The organism is Segatella oulorum F0390 (genome assembly GCF_000224615.1).
Classification (GTDB): domain Bacteria; phylum Bacteroidota; class Bacteroidia; order Bacteroidales; family Bacteroidaceae; genus Prevotella; species Prevotella oulorum.
Genome location: NZ_JH114215.1, coordinates 989667 through 1015372 on the forward strand (window position 1 = coordinate 989667; position 25706 = coordinate 1015372).

General features: G+C 41.7%; 22 protein-coding genes and 5 pseudogenes. 11 read left to right on the plus strand and 16 right to left on the minus strand.

All coding sequences use genetic code 11. The annotated features are described in order from the left end of the window. From HMPREF9431_RS13420 to pfkA, 12 genes and pseudogenes are all read right to left on the minus strand, one after another. A pseudogene (locus HMPREF9431_RS13420) lies at nt 1-270 on the minus strand (IS256 family transposase, variant Zn-binding type); the annotation flags it as partial. Nucleotides 271-700: 430 nt separating this feature from the next. Next, entirely contained in the window at nt 701-1195 is a 495-nt protein-coding gene (locus HMPREF9431_RS04195) for a pyridoxamine 5'-phosphate oxidase family protein (protein ID WP_040561120.1), read from the minus strand. 129 nt (nt 1196-1324) lie between these two features. Next, nucleotides 1325-2296, minus strand: a complete 972-nt coding sequence (locus HMPREF9431_RS04200) for a F0F1 ATP synthase subunit gamma (protein ID WP_004379900.1) — start codon at nt 2294-2296, stop codon at nt 1325-1327. A 20-nt stretch (nt 2297-2316) separates the two neighbouring features. Then, nucleotides 2317-3900: a F0F1 ATP synthase subunit alpha gene (atpA, locus tag HMPREF9431_RS04205; RefSeq protein WP_004379901.1), complete on the minus strand. Its 1584-nt coding sequence runs from the start codon at nt 3898-3900 to the stop codon at nt 2317-2319. Between the two features lie 17 nt (nt 3901-3917). Then, complete coding sequence (locus HMPREF9431_RS04210) at nt 3918-4454, minus strand: F0F1 ATP synthase subunit delta (protein ID WP_004379902.1); 537 nt, start codon at nt 4452-4454, stop codon at nt 3918-3920. A gap of 25 nt (nt 4455-4479) precedes the next feature. Further along, nucleotides 4480-4983, minus strand: a complete 504-nt coding sequence (atpF, locus tag HMPREF9431_RS04215) for a F0F1 ATP synthase subunit B (RefSeq protein ID WP_004379903.1) — start codon at nt 4981-4983, stop codon at nt 4480-4482. Nucleotides 4984-5002: 19 nt separating this feature from the next. Continuing rightward, a complete protein-coding gene (atpE, locus tag HMPREF9431_RS04220; protein ID WP_004379904.1) occupies nt 5003-5242 on the minus strand; it encodes an ATP synthase F0 subunit C in 240 nt (79 codons plus the stop codon). A 48-nt stretch (nt 5243-5290) separates the two neighbouring features. Then, nucleotides 5291-6340 (minus strand): F0F1 ATP synthase subunit A, encoded by a 1050-nt coding sequence (atpB, locus tag HMPREF9431_RS04225; protein WP_004379905.1) that lies wholly within the window; start codon nt 6338-6340, stop codon nt 5291-5293. Nucleotides 6341-6363: 23 nt separating this feature from the next. After that, complete coding sequence (locus tag HMPREF9431_RS04230) at nt 6364-6759, minus strand: hypothetical protein (protein WP_004379906.1); 396 nt, start codon at nt 6757-6759, stop codon at nt 6364-6366. A gap of 16 nt (nt 6760-6775) precedes the next feature. Further along, on the minus strand, nt 6776-7021 hold the full coding sequence (gene atpC / locus HMPREF9431_RS04235) for an ATP synthase F1 subunit epsilon (RefSeq protein ID WP_004379907.1): 246 nt from the start codon (nt 7019-7021) through the stop codon (nt 6776-6778). Nucleotides 7022-7072: 51 nt separating this feature from the next. Then, nucleotides 7073-8599 (minus strand): F0F1 ATP synthase subunit beta, encoded by a 1527-nt coding sequence (gene atpD, locus HMPREF9431_RS04240; RefSeq protein ID WP_004379908.1) that lies wholly within the window; start codon nt 8597-8599, stop codon nt 7073-7075. A 128-nt stretch (nt 8600-8727) separates the two neighbouring features. Next, a complete protein-coding gene (pfkA, locus tag HMPREF9431_RS04245) occupies nt 8728-9705 on the minus strand; it encodes a 6-phosphofructokinase (RefSeq protein ID WP_004379909.1) in 978 nt (325 codons plus the stop codon). Nucleotides 9706-10098: 393 nt separating this feature from the next. On the opposite strand from pfkA, the gene HMPREF9431_RS04250 reads away from it, so the two are divergent. Both HMPREF9431_RS04250 and HMPREF9431_RS04255 read left to right on the plus strand, forming a co-directional pair. Beyond that, nucleotides 10099-10704, plus strand: a complete 606-nt coding sequence (locus HMPREF9431_RS04250; RefSeq protein WP_004379910.1) for a LolA-like putative outer membrane lipoprotein chaperone — start codon at nt 10099-10101, stop codon at nt 10702-10704. A 206-nt stretch (nt 10705-10910) separates the two neighbouring features. Next, nucleotides 10911-12935, plus strand: a complete 2025-nt coding sequence (locus HMPREF9431_RS04255) for a helix-hairpin-helix domain-containing protein (RefSeq protein ID WP_004379911.1) — start codon at nt 10911-10913, stop codon at nt 12933-12935. 119 nt (nt 12936-13054) lie between these two features. On the opposite strand, the gene mscL is transcribed toward HMPREF9431_RS04255, so the two are convergent. Further along, nucleotides 13055-13480, minus strand: a complete 426-nt coding sequence (gene mscL / locus HMPREF9431_RS04260; RefSeq protein ID WP_004379912.1) for a large-conductance mechanosensitive channel protein MscL — start codon at nt 13478-13480, stop codon at nt 13055-13057. A 265-nt stretch (nt 13481-13745) separates the two neighbouring features. On the opposite strand from mscL, the gene gap reads away from it, so the two are divergent. Together gap and miaA are read left to right on the plus strand one after the other, a co-directional pair. Continuing rightward, nucleotides 13746-14813, plus strand: a complete 1068-nt coding sequence (gene gap / locus HMPREF9431_RS04265) for a type I glyceraldehyde-3-phosphate dehydrogenase (protein ID WP_004379913.1) — start codon at nt 13746-13748, stop codon at nt 14811-14813. Between the two features lie 108 nt (nt 14814-14921). After that, nucleotides 14922-15869, plus strand: coding sequence for a tRNA (adenosine(37)-N6)-dimethylallyltransferase MiaA (gene miaA / locus HMPREF9431_RS04270; RefSeq protein ID WP_004379914.1), 948 nt, complete (start codon nt 14922-14924; stop codon nt 15867-15869). Nucleotides 15870-15914: 45 nt separating this feature from the next. Here the strand turns inward: miaA and HMPREF9431_RS13685 are convergent. Together HMPREF9431_RS13685 and HMPREF9431_RS13760 are read right to left on the minus strand one after the other, a co-directional pair. Then, a pseudogene (locus HMPREF9431_RS13685) lies at nt 15915-16046 on the minus strand (IS982 family transposase); the annotation flags it as partial. 5 nt (nt 16047-16051) lie between these two features. Beyond that, nucleotides 16052-16234 (minus strand): annotated as a pseudogene (locus tag HMPREF9431_RS13760) (IS982 family transposase); the annotation flags it as partial. Nucleotides 16235-16253: 19 nt separating this feature from the next. On the opposite strand from HMPREF9431_RS13760, the pseudogene HMPREF9431_RS12230 reads away from it, so the two are divergent. The 5 genes and pseudogenes from HMPREF9431_RS12230 to HMPREF9431_RS04290 all read left to right on the plus strand — a co-directional run. Continuing rightward, a pseudogene (locus tag HMPREF9431_RS12230) lies at nt 16254-16478 on the plus strand (MerR family transcriptional regulator); the annotation flags it as partial. Further along, nucleotides 16475-16776, plus strand: a pseudogene (locus HMPREF9431_RS13425) (helix-turn-helix domain-containing protein). The pseudogenes HMPREF9431_RS12230 and HMPREF9431_RS13425, both read left to right, overlap by 4 nt. 187 nt (nt 16777-16963) lie before the next feature. Beyond that, the gene (locus tag HMPREF9431_RS04280) at nt 16964-17599 is read left to right on the plus strand and encodes a TetR/AcrR family transcriptional regulator (RefSeq protein WP_040560826.1); all 636 of its coding nucleotides are present in this window, start codon (nt 16964-16966) and stop codon (nt 17597-17599) included. Nucleotides 17600-17603: 4 nt separating this feature from the next. After that, on the plus strand, nt 17604-20018 hold the full coding sequence (locus HMPREF9431_RS04285; RefSeq protein ID WP_004379919.1) for a TonB-dependent receptor: 2415 nt from the start codon (nt 17604-17606) through the stop codon (nt 20016-20018). A 27-nt stretch (nt 20019-20045) separates the two neighbouring features. Beyond that, a complete protein-coding gene (locus tag HMPREF9431_RS04290; RefSeq protein WP_004379920.1) occupies nt 20046-21233 on the plus strand; it encodes a YncE family protein in 1188 nt (395 codons plus the stop codon). Between the two features lie 284 nt (nt 21234-21517). Here HMPREF9431_RS04290 and HMPREF9431_RS04295 read toward each other — a convergent pair whose 3' ends face one another. Next, nucleotides 21518-22222: a Crp/Fnr family transcriptional regulator gene (locus tag HMPREF9431_RS04295; RefSeq protein WP_004379921.1), complete on the minus strand. Its 705-nt coding sequence runs from the start codon at nt 22220-22222 to the stop codon at nt 21518-21520. A gap of 237 nt (nt 22223-22459) precedes the next feature. Between HMPREF9431_RS04295 and HMPREF9431_RS04300 the strand changes: the two genes are divergently transcribed. Next, nucleotides 22460-24427, plus strand: coding sequence for a glycogen debranching enzyme N-terminal domain-containing protein (locus tag HMPREF9431_RS04300; RefSeq protein WP_004379922.1), 1968 nt, complete (start codon nt 22460-22462; stop codon nt 24425-24427). After that, nucleotides 24424-25692 (plus strand): glycosyltransferase family 4 protein, encoded by a 1269-nt coding sequence (locus HMPREF9431_RS04305; protein ID WP_004379923.1) that lies wholly within the window; start codon nt 24424-24426, stop codon nt 25690-25692. The genes HMPREF9431_RS04300 and HMPREF9431_RS04305 overlap by 4 nt, the downstream gene beginning before the upstream one ends. Nucleotides 25693-25706: the final 14 nt, after the last annotated feature.

Consider the following 25706-nt stretch of genomic DNA (forward strand, 5'->3'; position numbering starts at 1 on the left):
GCCTGATGAAGCATCCTGAAACAGCATCACACCAAATGTCCTGGAAAAGTATGTTGTATCCAGTATTATTACTGCAGATTTGGGGTAAGTAGCAGTAAAGCTATCTACTACTAAGCTCAACCTACGTCGTATGGTTCGCTCTGAACATTTATAAAGAGTGGATAGATCAGAAATCGTTCGATTTGCCGTCAGATAGTCATTCCATAGAGAAATATTATTTATACGCAGACCACCTTGAAATTGTCTACCACAATCCCTGCAAAGATACATCTGAACAGTACGTCGATGCCCATTCTTTTTAACATTTGAGCTATTACAGAAGACACAGTTTTTTTATTCATAGGTTTTCAAATGCTGCAAAGGTAGTAAATAAAAGAATTCCGAGAGGTTTCAGCCTACCAAATGTCCATTACGCCAGTTGTGAGCAAGCCTCGAAATATTATTTTGGCATTTGCTAAGTCGTGAGCAAGCCTCGAAATATTATTTTGGTGTTTGCTAAGTTGTGAGCAAAGCTCAAAATATTATTTTGGCATTTGCTAAGTTGTGAGCAAGCCTCAAAATATTATTTTGGCATTTGCTAAGTTGTGAGCAAAGCTCGAAAAATTTTGTTTGGCATTTGCTCAATGTGAGCAAGGCTAAAAAAAATCTTTTGATATTCGCTAACGGCTTTTATCAATGCTCTATATCGCAGAATTGCAGACTAATCGGCTGTGTGTACATGCTTACATTTCGCACTAAATTCAGTGAAATCGACGCGGATGATATTTACCCTATGGAACGATTTCTCAGAATATTTTGCGCCCAAAGCCTTAAATTCGGGCGAAAGTTTGTCTACCAATCTTAGTAATGCTTGCATTCGCTCTTCGGGAGAAAGATTGATGTGGGCTACACCGCGTAACAATACACTCTCATATTCGGTGGTAAACTTTCCTGGCAACAGGTGTACATTCCCTATAATGCAGAAACTCACCTGTGGACGTTTGCCCAAAGCAATTAACTTGTGGCCTTCGGGAGCACAATGAATATAAATGGATGAATCGCCATCCCACACATAGTTGACAGGAATACCATAGGGAAAACCATCGGCATCAATCATACTTAAAACACCATATTCGACTGTACGCAACAGCTCTAATGCACGCTCTTCGGTCATCAATCGATCGCGCCGACGAACGGTTTCATTATTAAACTTCATCATCTTATCTCGGTTTATAGGGCAGATTATCTGCTCCGTCATATTGTTTTAAAGCTAAATCGTGCACCAAAATAAATTTGATACACGATTTCATTCAGTCCCTTTTTCAAAGAAAATCTTGAGCCTCACCTAATTATTAATGCTTCCACCCACAATATCGAGCAACTCATTGGTGATGGCTTGCTGACGACTCTTGTTATACTGCAAGTTAAGTGCGCGCAACAACTCATTGGCGTTGTCGGTAGCTGTTTGCATTGCCACCATGCGTGCAGCATGCTCGCTGGCATTGCTATCCAAAAGAGCTGTGTAGATTTGCAAATCTAATTCCTTGGGGATTAAAGACGACAATACACTCGCCAAATCAGGTTCTACAATAAAGTTGTCATTAATAGCAAGGACACCTGTCTTTTGCTTCTCTTCTTCACGTGCCTTACGCTTTCGCAAATACTCTTGTGCTTTCGCTGTAGCAACATTGCTGGTTAAATCGCGGTCGTTCTCCTCGCCTATCGCCTCTGTTGATAAATCAATGGGCAGATAAACCTTCTGTGTGAGAATTTGGCTGCCAGCTGATTTGAAATGGTGATAAATCAATTCAACTTTATCAATCTCACGCGCCAGGAACTTATCTCGTAGTTCTTCCGCGATGCTTGCACATTCGGCCGCATTGGGTTTCTCTGCCAAATGTACAAAACTACGCACAACGGTAATGCCATGCTTCTGAGCATATTCCTCAATTTTCCGGCCTATGGGATAAACCATAATATTTTCGACGCCTTGTGCCCGATAGGCATTAACAGTGGCCTGAAAGGCTTTGAGAACATTATTGTTGAAGCCACCGCACAACGAACTGTTGCTCGTAAACACAACAAATGCAACAGTATGGACTGGTCGTGCATGTGCTAACTCGTTCTCGGCATCTGGAAGTGTGGCTAAAAACGATTTCAACATGTGCTCAAGCATGTTGGCATAAGGAAGCATATTGAGAATAGCGGTCTGTGCATGATGCAACTTACTTGATGCAACCATTTTCATAGCACTCGTTATCTTGCGTGTGCTATTAACAGAAGCTATTCTCGTTTTTATCTCTTTTAAAGACGGCATCTACTCTCTTCTTTCTTTGTTTATTTATATTGTCCTGCAATATTGGCCATCGTCTCTTCAATGACCTTGACGGAATCATCGGTCAAGTCGCCATTTGCCAAGGAAGATATTACATCGGCATGTGAAGAGCGCATAGCTTCCAAGAACAAATCTTGACACTCTCGAACGGCTTCGACAGGCACATCATGCATTAAACCATGTACACCACAATAAAGGATGGCAATTTGCTCTCCAACAGGCATTGGATGGTATTGTGGTTGAATAAGCAATTGATTATTCTTGCGACCACGATCCAAAGTCATCGCCGTGACTGCATCCATATCACTCGAGAACTTAGAGAAAGCCTCCAACTCACGATACTGTGCCATATCCAGTTTCAATGTTCCTGCCACTTTCTTCATACTCTTGATTTGTGCAGAGCCACCCACACGGGACACAGAGATACCTACATTAATTGCCGGACGGAATCCTTGGTTAAAGAGGTTTGTCTCCAAATAAATCTGACCATCAGTAATGGAAATCACGTTGGTAGGAATATATGCCGACACATCACCTGCTTGCGTTTCAATAATTGGCAAGGCTGTTAGCGAACCGCCTCCACGCACATGACCTTTCATGCAGGCTGGAAGATCGTTCATTTGCTCGGCAATTTCCTGCTGATTGTTGATACGTGCAGCACGCTCTAATAAGCGAGAGTGCAGATAGAACACATCGCCAGGATAAGCCTCACGTCCTGAAGGACGACGTAAAATCAACGATACTTCACGATAAGCAACGGCCTGTTTCGACAAATCATCGTAGATGACAAGTGCACTATAACCACGATCGCGGAAATACTCACCGATTGCTGCGCCCGCAAAAGGTGCATAATATTGCATAGCGGCAGGGTCTGCAGCCGTGGCACTCACAATGATTGAATAGGGCAATGCCCCATGCTCGCGCAAGGTCTGCACCAATGCGGCAACCGTTGAAGCTTTTTGTCCAATGGCTACATAAATGCAATATACGGGCTTACCCGCCTCATAAAAACTCTTTTGATTAATAATCGTGTCTACAGCAATAGCGGTCTTACCCGTTTGTCGGTCACCAATAATTAACTCACGCTGGCCACGACCAATTGGAATCATAGAGTCAACAGCTTTCAATCCTGTCTGCAACGGCTCTTTAACGGGCTGACGATAAATCACACCGGGTGCCTTTCTATCAAGTGGCATCTCAAATGCCCCCGTCAAATCAATATCCCCTAAGCCGTCGATTGCCTCACCCAGAGGGTTTACTACACGACCTAAGAAGTTGTCATTTACTTGAATTGATGCAATGCGATGTGTACGTTTTACGGTCTGCCCTTCCTTAATTCCTGCGGTAGGCCCTAACAGAATGCAACCGATATTGTCTTCCTCTAAGTTCATCACAATGGCCATTGTGCCATTCTCGAACTCTAAAAGTTCACTCGCTTCTGCATTACGCAAGCCATAAACACGTGCTACACCATCAGCAACAGTGAGCACCACACCCACCTCGTCAAACTTTTCGTCAAGTTTAAGGTTCTGAAGTTCTTGCAATAGTACTTCAGAAACCTCACTGGGATTAATCTTATCTGACATTTTATTCTTTTTATAAATTATCCATTAAGCGCTGATAACACCTTGCGGAGCTTCGTCTGTACACTCGCATCCATACGGTAAGAATCATACTCCAAAATGAAACCGCCAATCAAGTCGGTATCAATTTTCGATGAAAACTCAACCTCACCATGCGTGTAGCTTTCTATCAATTGCTTAACCTTTTGCTCTGTTTCTAAATCTACTGGTGAGGCCGTCGTCAATTGACTTAACGTGATATGCTTCAACTCACGATAAATTGAGACATAAGACGCGGCCATAAACTGCAACAACTCACCCCTATTCTTTTTCAAAATGAGCGCTATGAATTTTTGTGTCAATGAGCACACTTTGCCACCACAAGCCAATTCAAGAAGATTTTGCTTCTCTTCATTAGATAACATGGGGCTATCAACAGCTATCTTCAGTTCATGAACCGTAAAATAACTGTGCAAAAGGGTTTGCATCTCGGCATAAAGCACATCTTCTTGATGTTCTATCACGGCCTCCTTTAATAAGGCCCGTGCATACCGAACCGAAATAACACCCAAATTCATAAATTACAATTTAGAAATAAATTAATCATTTAGAAACTTCATCTAACAACCGATCGATATTTGCCTGCTGAGCCTTGTCTGAAGAAAGCTCTTCACGAAGGATCTTTTCTGCGATATTTACGCTTAATTCTGCCACTTGAGAACGAATATCACGAATAGCTTCTTGCTTTTCGAATGCTATTTGCTGCTTGGCCTCTGCAATAATCCTCGCACTCTCCTGACGAGCTTTCTCTTCAGCTTTCTCAACAATTGCATCACGTGTTTCGGCTGCCTCTTTCATTATCTTAGCCTGCTGTTCGCGCGCTTCTTGCAAGAGGGTCTCTCCCTCTTGCTTGATATGTAGCAAACGCTCTGATGCTTCATGTGCCTTGGCAAGACTCTCGTCAATATATTGTTTACGCTTCTCTACCGTATTGGTAATAGTAGGGAAACCAAACCTAACCAAGAAAAATAAAACCACCAGAAACGCAAAGAGCATCCAAAATAGGAGCCCTAAGTCAGGCGTTAATATGGAAGGCAAATTCTCCATTAATTATAATCTTTCTTAATTAGATAATAAATGCACAAGCTGCTATTGCAAACAAAGCACAACCTTCAACGAAAGCTGAAGTCAAAATCATGTTTGTCATAATACGGCTTGATGCTTCTGGCTGGCGTGCAATAGCATCCATGGCGCTACCACCAATCTTACCAATACCTAAACCTGCACCAATAACTGCAATACCTGCTCCCAAACCACAGCCTAACTGTGCTAAACCAGCGGCTGCTAATAAAGTTGAAATCATCATAATCTTACGTTTTAATTATTTTATTCTAATTTTATTTCTTACCAAAAACTATTCGGTTTCTGCTTGCGGATGAGCCAAACCAATAAAAACTGCTGTCAACAATGTGAAAACATAAGCCTGCACAAATGCGACCAAAAACTCCAAAGCATTCATGAATAGCAACATAATAATGCTAAACGTATTCAATCCTATACCAAAGCCAACCCCCATAGACCAACCTAAAAAGATTACGCAAGTGAAACTTAGAATTACAGCATGCCCAGCCATCATGTTCGCAAATAAACGAATCATCAAAGCAAATGGTTTGGTAAACACCCCAAATAACTCTATAGCTGGCATCAAAGGGACAGGAACCTTTAGGAATGTTGGCACATGAGGCCAAAAAATATCTTTCCAATACTCACGACTACCAAAAACATTAATGGCAATCATTGAGCATATTGCTAAAAATAAAGTGATATTAATATTTCCCGTTATGTTTGAGCCTCCTGGGAAAATCGGAATTAATCCTATCAGATTTGACATAAGGATAAAGAAAAATACGGTGAGTAAAAAAGGCGCATAAGGCTTATAATGCTTTTCACCTATAGAACCCTTTACCACATCATCATTTATCGTCATGACAATCATTTCTATTGCACCGACAAAGCCTCGCGGCGCTTCTGACTTTTCATCATGATGCTTGTACCAACGAGAACAGTAACCAAAGATGCACAACAGCACAAGAACGACAATCCAAATCTGAAGCACCACTTTCGTTATACTCAAATCTAAAGGCCTCACGTGTGAACCGTTCGGCATCTGCTCATAAATTTTTCCATGATGCGCGGCATCAAAGAAAAATGGTTTTGGCAATGTTTCTGCCGTGCAAACACTCCATGTCCCCGTAGCAGAACTGCGCACAATAATGGGCAATGGAATACTCAACGATTTACCTTTGTATGAAGCAATATGCCATTCATAATTATCAGACAAGTGCTCCAACACAATCTCTGATATATTTAACCCCCCAGCTGCAGACTCCTCTGTGGCACTCCACAACTGTAATGGTAGAAAGGAGATGAGGAATAAAAGTACTATCGTTTTTATTTGCTTCATATTTCTAAACGCAACAAAATATTCTATGCCAATTTATTGACGTGTGTAAAAAAAAGGAGATGGTGCACAAGCATCGCAAAATAATAGGGAACGAAGAGCAACAAGAAAGACATCATTGCACTTCTACCCGTTGCTAAAAAGTAGATAAAAATAACCAATAAAGCAACAAGAAAGCGAAAACCAGAAACACCCATCAAGAAAGAGGCCTTAACTTCTATCTGATTTTGGTAGATATGCCCCCAAATTATTCCGACAACGACTTCAATGATTAGGAAAAAGCAAAGTCCTGTCAGTATCGGAGCAAGAAGGACATGATACTGGAGAAGTTGCAGAACCAATAGCTCTAACAAAAACGTACCCATCGCAACTTGAAGCGCTTCACGTACATATTTCTTTCCATTATAAACGTTTTTTCCCATTATAATGCCGTGCATTTTACGATAATTCAACACACAATCGTACCTCATCTTTCTGAACCTCGACAAAACCACCTGCAACAGGCTGTTCTGAAAGCTCTTGCTTGTCGGAAAGATAGCTCACAACGCCAGCAGTCAATGAAGAGATAATGGGCGCATGATGCTCCAATATCTCAAACATTCCCATTGTACCAGGAACAACTACACGAACGACTTCTCCATCAAAAATAGTCCGTTCAGGGCTTATAATCTTCAATCTCAGCATGTAATTCTTTTCTACTACAATGTGACTTTCCTTTTAAAATTCTTATCTCCTTTAGGCCTTCGCTGCCTCAAGAAGTTGTTTAGCCTTTTCACGAACATCTTCGATAGTCCCGACATTGATGAAAGCCTGCTCAGGCAAATCATCAACTTCTCCATCAAGGATTGCATTGAATCCTTTAATGGTATCTTCAATGGGAACCATCACACCCTTCAAGCCTGTAAACTGCTCGGCAACCGTAAAAGGTTGTGACAAGAAACGTTGAACTCGTCGTGCACGGTTCACGGTCAATTTATCCTCGTCAGACAATTCATCCATACCTAAAATCGCAATAATATCTTGAAGCTCATTATAACGTTGCAACAACTGTTTCACACGCTGTGCACATTCATAATGTTCCTTACCGACGATTAACGGATCTAAGATACGTGAAGTACTACCCAATGGATCTACTGCCGGATAGATACCCAATTCTGCAATCTTTCGGGAAAGTTCTGTTGTGGCATCCAAATGTGAGAATGTTGTAGCCGGGGCTGGGTCGGTTAAGTCATCTGCCGGTACATAAACAGCCTGCACAGAAGTAATAGAACCATTCTTTGTTGAAGTAATTCGTTCCTGCATTGCACCCATTTCACTGGCCAAAGTTGGCTGATAACCCACAGCTGAAGGCATACGACCTAACAAGGCAGATACTTCAGAGCCAGCCTGTGTGAAGCGGAAAATGTTATCAATAAAGAACATGATATCGGCTGATTCACCATCCTTACCACCATGGTCTCTAAACTCTTCAGCTACCGTTAATCCAGAAAGTGCCACAGAAGCACGAGCCCCTGGAGGCTCATTCATTTGGCCATAAACCAAAGTTGCCTGACTCTCAGCTAACTGTTCTTTATCAACTAATGACAAATCCCATTTGCCTTCCTCCATTGCTTTTCTGAAAGCATCACCATACTTAATGACACCGCTTTCCAACATATCGCGCAACAAGTCGTTACCCTCACGCGTACGCTCGCCGACACCAGCAAAAACAGAGTAACCATTATGCCCTTTTGCAATGTTATTAATCAACTCCATGATGAGCACAGTCTTACCAACACCAGCGCCACCAAACAAGCCAATCTTTCCACCTTTCATATAAGGCTCAAGCAAATCAATCACCTTTATACCCGTAGAAAGCATTTCTTTATGCGTGGAAAGCTGATCAAATGTTGGGGCTGCACGATGGATGGGATAAGCACCTTTCATGTCTAAAGCAGGCATTCCATCAATCGGCTGACCAATAACATTCATCATCCGACCTTTGATTTGGTCACCAGCAGGCATCGTGATAGGGCTCCCTGTCGGAATAACTTCTAAGCCTCTGCTTAACCCATCTGTATTATCCATTGCCACGCATCTCACGGTATCCTCGCCAATGTGCTGCTGCACCTCAATAATCAGCTCGCTCCCATCAGCACGCTCAACCTTCAACGCTTCATAAATCTTGGGTAATACTTTCTCGGCCTCTAACCCTGTCGTATCAAAATAAACGTCTATAACAGGACCGATAATTTGAGAAATGTGTCCAACAATTTGCGACATATATGTTTCTTTTTATTTATTCGTTATCAACTAAAACACTTTGGCAAAAGTACCAATATTCAAAAAAATAACAAAAACTATTCTTTCTTTATTTTTGCAGCCACCTTATTTTTATACTTTCTTAAACTTTAGATGCTCAATTCATCAAGCACCTTAATAAGCTTCCTATCTAAAGGTTTGTCACTACGAATGGCCTCGCTCAACGGAACATAAACAATCTCACCGTTACGAATGCCCACCATCACATTGCGTTGTCCCTGCATGATTGCTTCAACCGCACCAACTCCCGTTCGACAAGCTAAAATACGATCACGAGCCGATGGACGTCCACCACGCTGGAGATGACCCAGAATAGATATTTTCACATCATATTGCGGAAATTCTTTTTTCACACGATTTGCATAATAGATAGCACCACACTTAGGACTCTCGCTGACGATAACGATGCTACTCCGCTTACTCTTACGAATTCCGCGTTCCATAAACTGTGCTAATTGGTCGACATCGGTGCTATCTTCCGGAATAATGGCAGCCTCAGCACCTGCTGCTATAGCCGAGTTTTGCGCTAAGAAGCCTGCATCGCGCCCCATCACTTCCACAAAGAAAATACGTTCATGGCTCTGCGCAGTATCACGGATGCGGTCGACACATTCAACAATGGTATTCACCGTTGTGTCATAACCAATCGTACTATCCGTGCCGTAGAGATCATTGTCGATAGTTCCCGGCAAACCAATACAACAAATGTCATACTCTTCAGCAAACTTCATTGCACCTGTCAACGAGCCATTGCCACCAATCACAACCAAGGCATTAATATCTTCTTTCACAATATTTTCATAAGCCTTGGCACGTCCTTCAACGGTCGCAAAGTCTGTAGAGCGCGCCGTCTTCAGGACAGTTCCCCCTTCACTGATAATACCGCTCACATTCTCGGTCGTAAAGTCTACGATTTCATCATTAATGAGACCATCATACCCACGATATACAGCCTTAATTTGGAAACCATTGTAAATTCCGGCGCGCGTCACCGCACGAATAGCTGCATTCATTCCTGGCGCGTCACCACCAGAAGTAAGTATGCCAATTGTTTTAATCTTTGCCATTATCGTATATCTTTTATTCTTATTATCGTTTGCGCTTCAGCATTAGCTTTTCATAATGCTTTCATCGGGGCAAAGATAACAATTATTCTGAACACGGCAAAAATGAATGACAATTTTATTTGATTTCACCCTTTTGGAGAACGATTTTTCGTTTTTCATCGTGAAACAGAACAGACATGCACCTGCAAAATGGCATAGAAAACGCATTAGAAAGGAGGGGGGGGCCTATCGGCTACTATTGGCTAAAATGTGTGCTGCCCCTTGATGCGAAGCGGCTCATCCTGCATTCTTGGTGAAATAAACTTTAATTTTCATGCGGGATGAAGCACGGCTACGAAACATTTTGTACTTTTGCTCCACAAAGAAAATAGATAACAACAAGAAACAAAAAGAATGAAACGAATTTTATTTTGTATGCTGTTTGCGGCTCTAACGATGGGCGTTTGTGCGCAACAGGCTGACAAAGCACGAAAGATTTTAGACAAAGCAGCAACCATTGTTGGCCACAAAGGAGGGGCATCGGCCAGCTTTTCTATCCAATCCGGCAACGTGGGAACCACGAAAGGCACCATCGCCATCAAAGGGAACATGTTTCATGCACGCACAGACAAAGCTACCATGTGGTATAATGGGAAGACGCAATGGACCTACATGAAGGCCACAAACGAGGTGAATATCACGACCCCGAATGCTGCAAAACAAGCCCAACTCAATCCCTATAAGTTCTTGTCGCTTTACAAAACAGGCTACCAGTTGTCGATGAAAAGCGTGCGAGCACCTTATCAAATTCATCTCACGGCCATCGACAAGCAGCAATCGCCACAAGAGTTTTACATCACCATCAGCAAGACTTATGTGCCCACGCTCATCAAGATGCGTCAGGCTTCAAACTGGACTACCATCAAAATTTCCAATTTTAAACAGCAAGAGCACAATGCTGCGCTCTTTTCATTCCAGTCAAAAGACTTTCCGAAAGCCGAAATCATTGATTTGAGATGATATAAGAACACCGTGATAAGCCCTTGCAAAAGTCACCCAAGAAGTCGTCCATGTTTTTTCGCATAGACGACTTTTTTTTGAGCATTACACTCCATTTTTGCCATTTAACACCTTAAATAACGCATCAACATGCAATTCTTTATGAAAAAAGTTGGAACATAATACTTTTTTCTTTAGGTTTGTACCACTTTGAATAAATCCCGGTCATGAACAAATGCCCCACAAAACAACCCCTAAGATGGTTATTGGCCGCACTGCTCACTTGCATTGCGACCACATCAATAGCACAAACGCAAGCCACATGGCAAGAAGATTACCAAGAACTCATGCGCGAAGAAGATGACGACGAAGAACCTGGCGAAGAACTTTATGAATGGTTAGCATCTTTCATCGCTAAGCCCATTGCCCTCAATCGTGCCACACGTGAAGACTTAGAACAGCTGCCTTTTCTGAGCGATCAGCAAATTGAAGACATCCTTTTCTATCGCTATCAATGTCAAAACATACGCTCAACGGCCGAACTACATCTCATTCCGTCGCTCAGCAATGCTTGCGCACGCTTACTTTCGCATTTCGTTAGTGTGGAAGAACCCTCCGAAAAGCCTTATGACTCATTGTTAAAGTCTCTCCATCATGGCTATCATCAAATGGTGTTAAGCGCAAATATTCCACTCTATCAGCGTCGCGGTTTTATAGAGAAAAAGTATTTGGGCGGCCCCATAAAACACGACTTTCGCTACACTTTTCAGGCCAACCACCAAATAGCATGGGGACTAATTGGTGCGCAAGACGCGGGCGAGCCCTTTTTCAGGCAAGGCAACTCTTGCGGCTATGACCACTATGCAGGTTACCTCTTACTTCGCGGCTTTCACAGCATTAAAACAGCCATCATTGGACATTATCGTGTGAAAATAGGTATGGGGCTGGTCATCAACAACGATTTTGCCTTGGGAAAAACCATGCTACGCTACGCTTTAGAGCGCACCACAGCGACACTTCATCCACACGCCTCCCGCACAGCAGGCAACTACCTTCAAGGCGCAGCTGTAACAATAGCACTCAATCGCTACATCACTACTACAAATTTCGTATCTTATCGTGCGAACGATGCCACACTAAATAAAGATGATTCTGTGACAATTTCCACCTTATTATATAATGGGCTGCACAGAACCGAGCAAGAGATGCTCCATAAAAACAACCATCAGCAGTTTGTTGCAGGAACCCATCTACAATATGCCAAAGATGGTTTCCACCTCGCCGCTACCTTGCTCCATACCACTTTGAGCCGCGTTCTCCGCCCCAACACCACACGGCTCTACAAGCAATTTGCTCCTGCGGGGAAGCACTTCACCAATCTTTCGATAGACTACGGCTACACCAATCGTCATCTAAGTTTCATGGGCGAAACGGCTATGGACAAGTGTTGCGCATTAGCCACACTCAACAGTCTCACTTGGCAAGCAAGTAGTAGCGTGCAAATGCAATTCATTCAACGCTTCTACAGCCTACGTTACCAAAGTTTATTCGCACGAAGTTTTGGCGAAAATGGTCATGTTCAAGATGAGAGTGGCCTTTTCTCCAGTTTACAATGGCGCATCAATGCCCTGCATCAGCTCTATTTTGCAGCCGACTATGCTTATTTCGCCTGGCCGAAATATCGACAATCTTTTGCCGGAACACATGCCATAGAAGCACGCGCCCAATGGGATTTTCAAGGTAACAACTGGCGCATGAATGTACGCTACAATTACCGATTGCAACAACAAGATGTTCCTGATCATAGCAAACTACATAACAAGCATACGCATCGCATGCGCATACAAACGATTTATCCCCTTTGGCAATGGCAATGTCAGACAGAATTGAATGGTGTTGTTGTGGCACAAGAAAAACAATCTCCAGGATTTCTATTGTCACAAACTGCCACAAAAAGCTGGAATACGGCATCCATCACAGCACACATCGCCTATTTTTATACCCAAGACAACCAAGCTGCACTCTACCAATATGAACGAGCGTTGCGCTATCAATTTCATTTTCTACGCTTCTCAGGAAAAGGTATGCGCTACGCCTTACAAAGTAAACTCGTTTGCAACCGTCACTTCATTTTCATTGCTCACGCGGGTTTGACCCATTATTTTGATCGCCAGACAATCGGCACCGGCCCTCAACAAATTATGCATCCCGTTCAAGCGGATATTCAGATACAATCTATTTTAAAATTCTAACGCTAACCAGCCCAATGGCCAACAAAAAGCTTTCCTTAAGCATAGAAACAATAAAGAGGCGAAGATGTGCTTGCATCTCCGCCTCGAATACTTATAAAAGGTAATTCCCCTACGTTGTTTTATTTATTTTTCAATAAATCACGGATTTCACTCAGCAGCTGCTCTTCTTTCGAAGGTTCTGGTTCTAGAGCAGGTGCAGCAGGCTCTTCTGCTTTCTTTTTACTCAGTTTGTTGATGCCCTTCACCATCAAGAACACACAGAAAGCGATAATCAGAAAGTTAAACACCGTCTGTAGAAAGTTGCCATAGTTGATGGTTACGGCCTGTGTCTGCTGTAATCCTGGAACAGATAATTGCGGAAGTGTAATCTTCAAATCACTAAATTGTACACCACCAATGAGCCAACCAATGGGAGGCATGATAATATCATCGACTATTGACGACACGATTTTACCAAATGCGCCACCAATGATAACGCCGACAGCCATGTCGACAGCATTGCCTTTCACGGCAAATTCTTTGAACTCTTGAATAAATTTACTCATGTTTGTTTGTTAAATGAATGTGTGATAAACGGTTTCCACTCGGCAACAACAGTTTGTTATATCGAGTTTACAAATTAAAAACCCAAGCTAAATCAAGCCCTATTTTACAGCCGTGATGCACCGTTTTTTATAATATTTAATACAATTTGCGACTGCAAAAATAAAAAAAATATTGTATCTTTGCAACCGTCAGCGGGAGAATATCCTGCTATGCAACATAGAAAAAGTTATATTTTATAAACTCTTATAAAAACAAAAAGTAAAAATGACAAAAGTAGCTATTAACGGTTTCGGCCGTATCGGTCGCCTCGCATTCCGTCAAATGTTTGAGGCTGAAGGTTATGAAGTTGTTGCTATCAACGACTTGACAAGCCCAAAAATGCTTGCACACCTCTTGAAGTATGACACTGCTCAGGGTGGTTTCGCCGGCAAATATGGCGAAGGTAAGCACACTGTAAGCTATAAGGATGCAGTTCTTGGCGAAGATGGCAAAACTGTTGTTACGCCGGGATCTATCACTGTTGATGGTAAGGAAATCACAATTTATGCAAAGCCAAACGCAGCTGAACTTCCTTGGGGCAAGTTGGGCGTAGACGTTGTACTTGAGTGCACAGGTTTCTACACTTCAAAAGCTAAGGCTTCTGCTCACTTGCAGGCTGGTGCTAAGAAAGTTGTTATCTCTGCTCCTGCAGGAAACGATCTCCCAACCATCGTTTACAACGTAAACCACAAGACATTGACTCCCGCAGATACCGTTATCTCTGCAGCTTCTTGCACAACCAACTGCTTGGCTCCTATGGCTGCAGCATTGAACAAGTATGCTCAAATCCAAAGCGGTATCATGTCAACGATTCACGCTTATACTGGCGACCAAATGATTCTTGATGGTCCACAGCGCAAGGGTGACCTCCGTCGTTCACGCGCAGGTGCTTGCAATATCGTTCCTAACTCAACAGGTGCTGCAAAGGCTATCGGTCTCGTTATCCCTGAGTTGAATGGCAAATTGATTGGTTCTGCACAGCGCGTTCCAACTCCAACCGGTTCAACAACCATCCTTACAGCTGTTGTTAAAGGCAACGATGTAACCGTTGAAGGTATCAATGCAGCAATGAAGGCAGCAGCAACAGAGAGCTTTGGTTACAACGAAGACGAAATCGTTTCTTCTGATGTTATCGGCATGCGCTTCGGTTCTCTCTTCGATGCTACCCAGACTATGGTTAGCAAAGTCGCTGATGGCTGCTATCAAGTACAGGTTGTTTCTTGGTATGACAATGAGAACTCTTACACCTCTCAGATGGTTCGTACCATCAAGTACCTCGCTGAATTGAAGTAAGACACAACCCATAAGACCTTTGCTTGATTGTACATCGTACATTCTTAGCAGGTTAAAATCATCTCTGTCAGCCGTGCTGACAGAGATTTTTTTATTATCTTTGCTCACATGACAAATGAAACGGCACCTCTAATCACAATTCTCGGATCTACAGCATCGGGGAAAACAACATTTGCAACTCACTTAGCTGCGGCACAATGTGGTGAAATCCTAAGTGGCGATAGTCGTCAGGTTTATCGTGGAATGGACATTGGTACGGGCAAAGATTTATCGGATTACATAGTAGACGGACAAGCTATTCCCTATCATTTGATAGACATCTGCGATCCAGGAACGAAATATAACCTCTTTCGCTATCAAGAAGATTTTATGAAAGCCTATGAGGATATTCGTAAACGGGGCGCACAACCTATTCTTTGCGGTGGAACAGGACTTTATATCGAATCGGTTTTGAAAGGCTACCACCTATCGCCAGTTCCACAAAACGAGGTGTTACGCCAAGAATTAGCTCATAAAACATTAGATGAGCTAACGGAAATTTTAAAACAATTGAAACAACGACAGGGAGACTCGCTACACAACACAACGGATGTTGATTCCTGTCAGCGCGCTATTCGTGCGATAGAAATTGAGACCTATAATCTGCAACACCCTACACCCGAACGAGAATATCCTCCTATTTCGTCTGTCATCATTGGCCTAAACATTGATCGAGAAGCGCGTCGTCAGAAAATAACACAACGCTTACAAGCACGTCTCAATGCAGGAATGATTGCAGAAGTAGAGCAACTATTGCAACAAGGAATTCCCACCGATAACCTTATTTATTATGGTTTAGAGTATAAATTTGTGACAGAATACGTAGTAGGGAAATTGACTTTTGAAGAGATGTTTCGACAGTTAGAAATAGCAATCCATCAATTTGCGAAACGACAAATGACATGGTTTCGTGGTATGGAGCGCCGTGGTTTCACAATTCATTGGATAGATGCAATGCTCCCCATGGAAGAAAAACTGTCAAAGGCTTGTAGCCTGTTGCAACTTTCACACCAGTAGCTCCCTCTTTCATCTACTAAAATGGTACGTGATTTCGGGATAAGCTTAGTATACAAATAGTTCTAACTGCTTTGATTTTTCAATATAAACAGGTAACACCTCTGTTTTATTGTCAAAAAAGCAATAGGCAATAAGGGCAGAACATAGGTTCATGATAAAGTTATGTATTGAGCGGTGTACGAATAATAGCATATAAGAATCGTTATCATCTCACTTTCGGAAAGTTTCCCTTTACAATTTATGTAACATTTCCTACTACTATTATGGGCGAATAAGCACAGGTTTTTCTTCAATTCACCACCTAAATTCTTGTCAAACTCATCGATAATACAGAATATTTCTGTAACTTTATCCTTGGTTATCATCGCTATATGTATTTTATAAGAATGCTGCCACAAGACATTCGGAGAGAAAAGTAAGCACACAGATAGGCCGCACAAAGGGGATGTGTGCGGGCTACCGAATATCAGTAAGCGCACCTTGTAGCATTATCACGATATGGGTATGCTGTCGTTTACGCAGATCGGACACAAGTGCTATTGCAAGCGTGAAGATGTGGAAGCACTTCTTCTTACAAAGTCGAATAAACTTAAAAGCAAACAAATATAAAGGAAACAACAAGAGATTTGAACATGGAGACGGACGAGATGCAGCTGGTCTTCTCGGCATTGAGAGATGTAGAGAGACGGATAGTAGAAATGACGGATACACACAAGCTACTCTTGTAGATGGACTTTTCCTCATGTGTAAAGAAGTGTGCGATCGGCTGCATATCAGTTCCTGCTCCTTACAGGACTATCGCAACAGAAAGATTATACCCTACACGCAGTTTGCTGGGAAGATACTCTACAATGAATCGCTTTTAGAAAAAAATGTCGGAGGAGAATTTTTATTCAAGCTCATTTGAGTTTAGTATCATAATTCGATTAAAAATACTCATTAATAGGTATTGTCTGTATCGGATTCTTTCCATATCTTTGTATCCAAAAATCGAATTAATGATAAAAATATCACACAGCCGCATAAAGGCAATAATAAAAGTAGCGTACTGTCTAAAAAAGACAGTACGCTTTTTTTATGAACAAAATTAAACGATGTCCGTTAATAAAATAGTAATGAAAACATTAAAAGAAGACATAAGAAACAAGATTGTCGCAGCTGCTCGCAATGAATTTATCAAAAATGGCTTTAGAAAAACTTCGATGCGAACAATTTCGGCAAAATCGGGAGTTGCCTTAGGTAATATATACAATTATTTTAAGACAAAGGATGATATTTTTTATACTGTCCTTAGACCTTTACTTATAGTCTTGGATGAAAGGATGTCCTCCTATCGCATAGAACATAACAAAATAGATAAACTTCACTTCTCTATACAAAATCAAAAAGATTTGCTAAGAGAAACGCTTAAAATAATTTTCTTATATAAAGAAGAATTAAAGTTATTACTCTTTGAATCAAAAGGTACTTCTGTAGAGTTTTTCCGTGAAAATTTTATCGAAGAACAAGTTGCAATAAGTAAAGAATATATTGACCAAATGCAAAAAGTCTATCCACAAATACAAACAAGAATTTCGTCACTATTCTTTCGGATTTCCTCTTCCACATGGGTAACGATCATCGGAGAGATTGTCTCAAGCACAGAAATCTGCAAGGAAGAGGTAAAACAGGTCTTATCTGAATACATACGCTATAATACGGCAGGATGGCGAGAACTCATTAATCCATAAAATTATGAACAGATTATTCATCGTAACGATACTGTGTTTGTGTACAACAGTTTTGTCTGCCCAAAATATATTACGTGGGAAAATCATAGATAAAGAAACAGGACTTCCCATATCTGGGGCATACATATCAATCAAAAATACAAAACAGAAAACAGTTTCTGATAAGACAGGCAATTATCAAATTGACATTCCCTCAAATGGAACATGTATTGTTGAGGTTTCATTTGTTGGATATAAACGAGTAAGGCAAGTCATTGTATTAAACGGCAATATCACAAAAGACTTTTTCTTAGAATCATCAGCGAACATCCTTAACGAAGTTGTAGTGAGGGGATCTTCCCAGCAGGCGGAAATAAACCGCATTCGGCAAAGTCCTATGGCTGTAACCGTAGTGGACGGATCCAAGCTGCGGGGACGTTCAAGCGGTATAGAAGAAATTCTTACACGCACGTCTGGCATCAAAGTAAGAAAGACAGGCGGATTGGGAAGTGCGTCGCGCATATCTGTACATGGTTTAGAAGGTAAGCGTGTCGCCGTATATATTAATGGTTTTCCACTCAACAGTCCTGACGGTTCTTTCGACATCAACGATATTCCAATAGATGTGATCAAATATATAGAGGTATACAAGGGTATTGTGCCTGCAGAATATGGAGGCGACGGATTAGGAGGAGCCATCAATATTGTGACACGGGAGGATGAATGCGACTTAGTAGGATTCACGCAGGAATTGGCATCATTCGGAACATCCAAGACACTTACAAGTGCTCAAAAGCTTTTTGCAAAGTCAGGCATATTATTTAATGTTGCTTTCTTTAAGAATAAATCCAAGAACAACTACACGATGTCATGGCCAGTATTCGAAACAAACCTGCCAGTCTCAGAATACAGAAAGGTAAGACGAAATAATGACTATTATGACGCAGACTTCTATCATGTCGGCATTGGTTTTAGAAAGTTATACTTCGATAAACTGGATTTGGAATGCGCCTTCTACAGAAATAAAAAAGGTATACAGTCTCTTAACTTTGATTCGCAGCATGCCTATATGAAAGGCTTTAATATAATGCCCACTTTACATATAGAAAAAGACGACTTCATCTTTAAAGGTTTGGAAATGAAATCATCCCTTGTTATTCCTATTATACAAACGAGCCTGATAGACACAACAACAACAAGAAGACAATGGGATGGAACCATCACTCAGGCAATGGGGGAAACAGAAGATAATCTTCTTAATGAATCCCATAACCGGCAATTTGAATTACGAAACAAATTTAATTTAAAATATACATTTGGACAACATACATTCAACATAAATGATCAACTTGCTCTTTCGGACTACCGTCCTAAAGATGAACGCATGAATGACTATCTCGGGTTCGATCCTAGCTCGTTTCCCAGCAAAATGATTTCAAACAATATCGGACTCTGTCATTTGTATGCCTCTTCCAATCATCGTTTTCAGAATTCCTTGACGATAAGCATTTACTATCTGAAGTCAAAAATCTTTAGAACAAGCGATGCCTTGTCGAAAGCCCAAATGAAAGATGCATCAGCTCCCAAACAAACAAGTGTGAACAAAACGTACTACGGATTTAGTGAGGGAGTGAGCTATGAGTTTTGGAAAGGCGTGAGGGGAAAGTTCTCATTTTCACACAATGTGAGACTCCCAGACACAGGAGAACTTTTCGGTAACGGAATGAGCATCAAGCCATCAGTGAACTTACTGCCTGAAATTGGAGACAACCTGAACGTTGGAACCATCATAGATACAAGAAATGTGATGGGACTTACCCGCGTGCAGTGGGAAACAAACTTCTATTACATGTATATCCAGAATATGATAAGGCTTTTCCCCGCTGATATCCGTTCCATCTACACAAACTTGGGAAAGACGAGCACGATGGGGTTTGATACCGATTTGAAAGTAGACGTGACACCAAACATCTATACATATTTCAATCTTACACTACAGGACATTCGAGACCGGCAGAAATGGTTAAACGATGCAAAAGGGACGGATAATCCCACATATAATAAACATGTACCCAACATACCGTCTTTCTATTTTAACTATGGTTTGGAGTATCATGCAGAAAATTTGCTGGGGCGAAATGAACTATTTAGAATTTATATGGATGTGTCCCATGTCGGAGAATTCGATTGGGGATGGCAAATGAGCACACTGTCCGACCAGCGTAAAAAATGGATTATCCCCTCCAACGATGTGTTTACCATAGGCCTTCAACAATCCTTTTGGCACAATAACATTTCATTGAGTTTCGAAGTTGAGAACATCTTTGACAAGGAGAACTATATGGAATTCAAGATGCCACTGCAAGGACGCACTTTTAAAACAAAATTGCGTTTTAATCTGTTCCGCGACAAAACATCGGGCGGAGCAATGAGTTTGTAATATATTACCAATTTAAAAACAAATAAAATGAAACATTATTTTTTAATCGCAGCCCTTGTGTTGCTATCTCTTGTAGGTCTCACCTCATGCGGAAAGGACTCTCCGGACTTTCCTCCCTCTACAAAATCTGAAGTAGGATTTGTACACAGTGTAAACATCGGAGAAAACACATATATTAGCCTGTTCAAGGATTTGAGTGTTAGTTCACTCAATACAGACAACGCATTGGTGCTTCCGAAGGGGGCATTCACATTCGTGTATAAAAATAAGATATATGTGACAGATACAGAACACCTCTACAAGTACATCCCTAAGGATGGAATCCTTGTTCAAGAAGGAAACACCATGCTATTTCCAAGTGGTGCAAAGGCCACATACATCACATTCTTATCCGAGAAGAAAGCCTACGTTTCTTGTCTTGGATTAGGAAAGGTGTGGATTATAGATCCGTCCTCCATGACAAAAACAGGAGAAATAAATTTATCTGGCTATTCCTTGGGGAAGTTGGCTGGCGACAATAATCCTGAACCATGTGCTTCCATCATCAGAGACGGCATCTTATACGTGACGCTCTGCCAATTAAAGTCTGCCTACTCATGCGAGAAGGGGGCACATATAGCCTTAATAGATACCAAGACCGATAAGCCCATCAAAATGATTAGTGACCCTCGTGCTACAATGGCCTCCTCTATGACCCCCGCTGGGGACCCATTCGTGGACGAGAAGGGTGACATCTATTTCTATTGCGTAGCTATGTTTGGATACCAGCCTGGGGTCAAAGAAGGATTCTTGCGCATTAAGAAAGGGGAGCAAGACTTTGACAACTCATATTGCTTCACCCTTGCAGACGTAAACTTAGAAGGAGTAAAGGGGAACAGAACATCGTATGCCTATAATAAAGTGTATGGTGGAAACGGAAAGGTTTATGGATACCTTAACATTCCCGGAGCGGCAAGTAATCCACCTGACTACGTTCATGACAAATCATTTCAAGCCTTTGAAATTAATCTATACAATAAGACTTGCAAGAAAATGAATTTTTCTGGAACTGTAGGCTGGGCCACATCCATCTGCAAGTCTGGCAATAATATCATCTTCGGCATGTCAACAGACCAAGGCATGGGCTACTCTGTCTATCACATGGATGATGGAAGCTATGAAAAATTGAAGGTAAAGGTTTCTGGAGCACCCTACATGTTGCATGAGCTTAAATAGTTGCCATAAAATATATTGGATATAAGCTCAACATCTGAAAGGATGCGAACTTCTTGATTAGAAACTTTAACCTCCCTCAAAACAAGAAAAAGAGCTGTGTCGTTACTCATTATAGGGTTTGATACAGCTCTTTTAGTTATTAAGAATATCGGTGTTATTATACGCGAGCTCGGGATAAGAAAATTGCTTAAAATGATGGACTTTATAAAAAGAAATGGCATAGATTGCACTTAAAAGTAATGGCTATTACAGTGCAATCTATGCCATTTTATTTCAAATGCTTATCAACCAAATTGGCTAATCTTTATTAACTCGTCACTATTGACAATCTTAATCTTTCGTCCATCAATCGCAATAAGGTTTTCATTGGCAAAGTTAGACAGTGTCCGAATAGCATTACTCGTTGTCATATTCGACAGACTGGCCAAATCTTCTCGGCTAAGATGGATACTCAAAGTATCATCTTCCTCTTCTGAACCAAAGTTATTTTTGAGAAGCAACAATGCTTCAGCTAACCGCCCACGAATATGCTTTTGCGTGAGATTTACCGTTCTATCATCACTTTGTCCAAGTTCCTTTGAGAGATAGTTCAGAAAGAACAAACTGATGTGAAAGTTCTCTTTCATCAATTTAACAATCGTCTCGGTATTGAAAAAAGCGACCTCTGCATTCTCAAGTGCCATCGCTTCTGTCTTGTATAGCTCATTAGCAAAGTAAGCTCTAAAGCCAAAAAATTCCATGGGTTTGATGGCTCGTATGATTTGACTTCTTCCATTTCTGCCTAATTTATAAATCTTTACCTTCCCTTGAATGAGCACCATCATACGCGTAGGAAGGTCAGAAGCTTTATAGATGAAATGATTCTTCTTAAAATTCTTGATATGGATGTCGTGAAGTAAGACCCGTTTCTCGGCTTGTGTGAGTGGTGCCCACATCTCCGCAATAGCTTTAACGACCTCTTTTTTCTCGTAATCTCGTTTTAGTACCATCGTGCGATTAATTTAATATCTAAAGTATAGATGTGTGCAAAAGTACTGAAAAACTTTTTATAATCTCCATTTTTACAGATAAAATGTAAGCAAAAACAGAAAAAAATAATTGCCTAAAAAAAACAAACAATATTGTTCGTCATTTCACAGAAAATGTTTAACTTTGAGCACAACAAAACTATTTATTAAAAATGCTGGCGCTATATGAACTAAATTCATAAGCCTTAATTAGAAACTATGAGTTATTTGAAGTTTGAACGAGCATTGGTAACAAATTTAGAAGAGTCGCTCTCCCGTGAGTTGCTACGCACAAATCGGTCGGGAGCCTATTCATGTTCTACCATAGTGGATTGTAACACGCGCAAGTATCACGGTTTATTAGTGGTTCCTGTGCCAGAGTTAGATAACGAAAATCATGTGCTGTTGTCATCATTAGACGTAACCGTTGTGCAACATGGTGCCGATTTTAATTTGGGTTTGCATCGTTATCAAGGCAACCATTTCAGTCCCAACGGGCATAAGTATATCCATGCATTTAACTGCGATAAAGTGCCTACAACCATTTATCGCGTGGGGGGAGTGATTTTAAGACGCGAGGTTGTATTCCAACACTATGAGGATCGTATCCTCATTCGCTACACATTGGTCGACTCCCATTCTGAAACTAAACTCAGATTGCGCCCTTTCCTGGCCTTTCGTAGTGTGAAAGAATTTACACATGCCAATGGTGTAGCCAATCACAACTATCAAATGGTTGATGGAGGAATTTGCACTTGCTTGTATGCTGGCTATCCTAATTTGTATCTACAGTTTGATAAACCCAATGAATTCATCTACCAGCCCGATTGGTATCGTGACATTGAATATGCGAAAGAACGTGAGCGTGGCTACGATTCTACAGAAGATTTATATGTGCCTGGCTATTTTGAATTGGACATTAAGAAAGGCGAGAGTGTAGTGTTCTCTGCATCAACATCAGAGATTGAACCCGCTACGCTACACGATTTGTTTGCTAAAGAAGTGGCTGAACGTACCCCTCGCGACAATTTCTTCCACTGTTTAGTAAACGCGGCTCACCAATTCCACATCCATGAGAAAAATGGTGATCGCTACATCTTGGCGGGCTATCCATGGTTTAAGTGCCGAGCGCGCGACATGTTTATAGCACTGCCTGGACTGACACTCTCCATTAACGAGCGCGATTATTTTGAATTGGTCATGGAGACTGCCATGCGTGGGTTGCAAGAGTTTATGGCCGGACAGCCTCTTTCAGTAAAAATTGCCGAGATAGAGCAACCTGACGTGATGCTTTGGGCTGTTTGGTGTATTCAGCAATATGCAAAGGATGCCGGCTTAAAAGCATGCCAATCTCGTTATGGGGAACAGCTTCACGCCATCTTATCCTTTATAGAATCAGGACATCATCCTCATCTCACGTTGAAAGAAAATGGATTAGTTTATACCGAAGGACATGAGAAACCCATGACCTGGATGAATTCAATGGCTGATGGCCATCCTATTGTTCCTCGGTCGGGCTATATCGTGGAGTTCAACGCATTATGGTATAATGCATTGAAGTTTTCTGCAGAGATGGCCGCCTTAATGCATGATGAGGCTGAAGAAAAGCGGCTTGACAACTTGGCCATGCGCTGCCAACAAGCTTTTGTTTCATGCTTTGTCAATGAATATGGCTACCTATTCGACTATGTGGACGAAGGACCACAAGATTGGAGTGTGCGCCCAAATATGATTTTTGCCATAGCATTAGATTATTCACCGCTCAATCAACAGCAAAAGAAAAGTGTCTTAGATGTTTGTACGCGCGAACTGCTTACGCCCAAGGGATTGCGCACTCTTTCGCCTAAAAGCAATGGCTATACCCCACTCTACACAGGCCCACAACGCCAGCGTGACTATGCCTATCATCAAGGAACAGCATGGCCTTGGTTAGGAGGTTTCTACATGGAAGCCTGTCTGAAACTCTATAAACGCACGCGCCTGAGCTTCATTGAGCGACAGATGGTAGGTTATGAAGACGAGATGACCCATCATTGTTTGGGGACTATTCCCGAACTATTCGATGGAAATCCGCCGTTTAAAGGAAAAGCTGCTATCTCGTTTGCTATGAACGTAGCCGAAATATTGCGCACGTTAGCACAACTTGATCATTATCACTTCACTTCAGATACGGAGGGAAAAGCATGAAGATATTAATGTTTGGATGGGAATATCCCCCTCATGTTTATGGTGGTTTGGCTACGGCCAACTATGGCATCACCGAAGGATTGCATGTCCAAGGCGATATGGATATTACGCTTTGCTTGCCTAAGCCCTTTGGCGATGAAGACCAGTCTGCGGCACACATCGTGGCCATGAATTGTGTGCCTATTGCATGGCGCGATGTCAATACCGACACACTCAAGACGCGCATAGGCAATGTTATGCCTGCAGAACTCTATTATCAGTTGCGCGATCACATCTATGGAGACTTTAATTATATGCATGTCAACGACTTGGGATGCATGGAGTTTGCAGGAGGATATCCCGCTAATTTGCACGAAGAGATCAACAACTATTCTATCATAGCTGGTGTTGTGGCACGCACACTTGATTTCGATATCATCCATGCACACGATTGGTTGACTTATCCTGCGGGTATACATGCTAAACAGGTAACGGGAAAACCACTTTGCATTCATGTGCATGCTACTGATTTCGACCGCAGTCGTGGGCATGTAAATCCTACGGTGTTTGGTATTGAGAAAGACGGAATGGATCATGCTGATTGCATCATGTGTGTGAGCGAATTGACGCGTCAAACCGTCATTCAGCAATATCATCAGGACCCACGCAAAGTGTTTACTGTACACAATGCCGTCTATCCGCTGTCAGAAGAAATTCAAAAGCTGCCACGCCCCAATCATAAAGGCAAAGAGAAAGTGGTTACTTTCTTAGGTCGATTGACCATGCAAAAGGGTCCCGAATATTTTGTAGAGGCAGCTAATATGGTGCTTCATCGCACGCACAATGTACGGTTTTGTATGGCGGGTTCGGGCGATATGATGAATCAAATGATTTATCTTGCAGCTGAACGTGGCATTGCCGACCGCCTGCATTTTCCAGGATTCATGCGTGGTAAGCAAGTGTACGAATGTCTGAAAGATTCCGATGTCTATGTTATGCCATCTGTGAGCGAGCCATTTGGTATTTCTCCCTTAGAGGCCATGCAATGCGGAACGCCCACCATTATCTCGAAACAAAGTGGTTGCTCGGAAATCTTAACGAACTGCATCAAGATTGATTATTGGGACATCCACGCCTTAGCCGATGCAATTTACAGCATCTGTCATAACGAAAGCTTGTTTGATTATCTATCAATCGAAGGTAAAAAAGAAGTTGATCAAATCACATGGACAAAGGTGGGTGCATGGATTAAGGAGCTTTATTTACACGTATTAGGTTGGCAATAAATTAGAACAAAAAA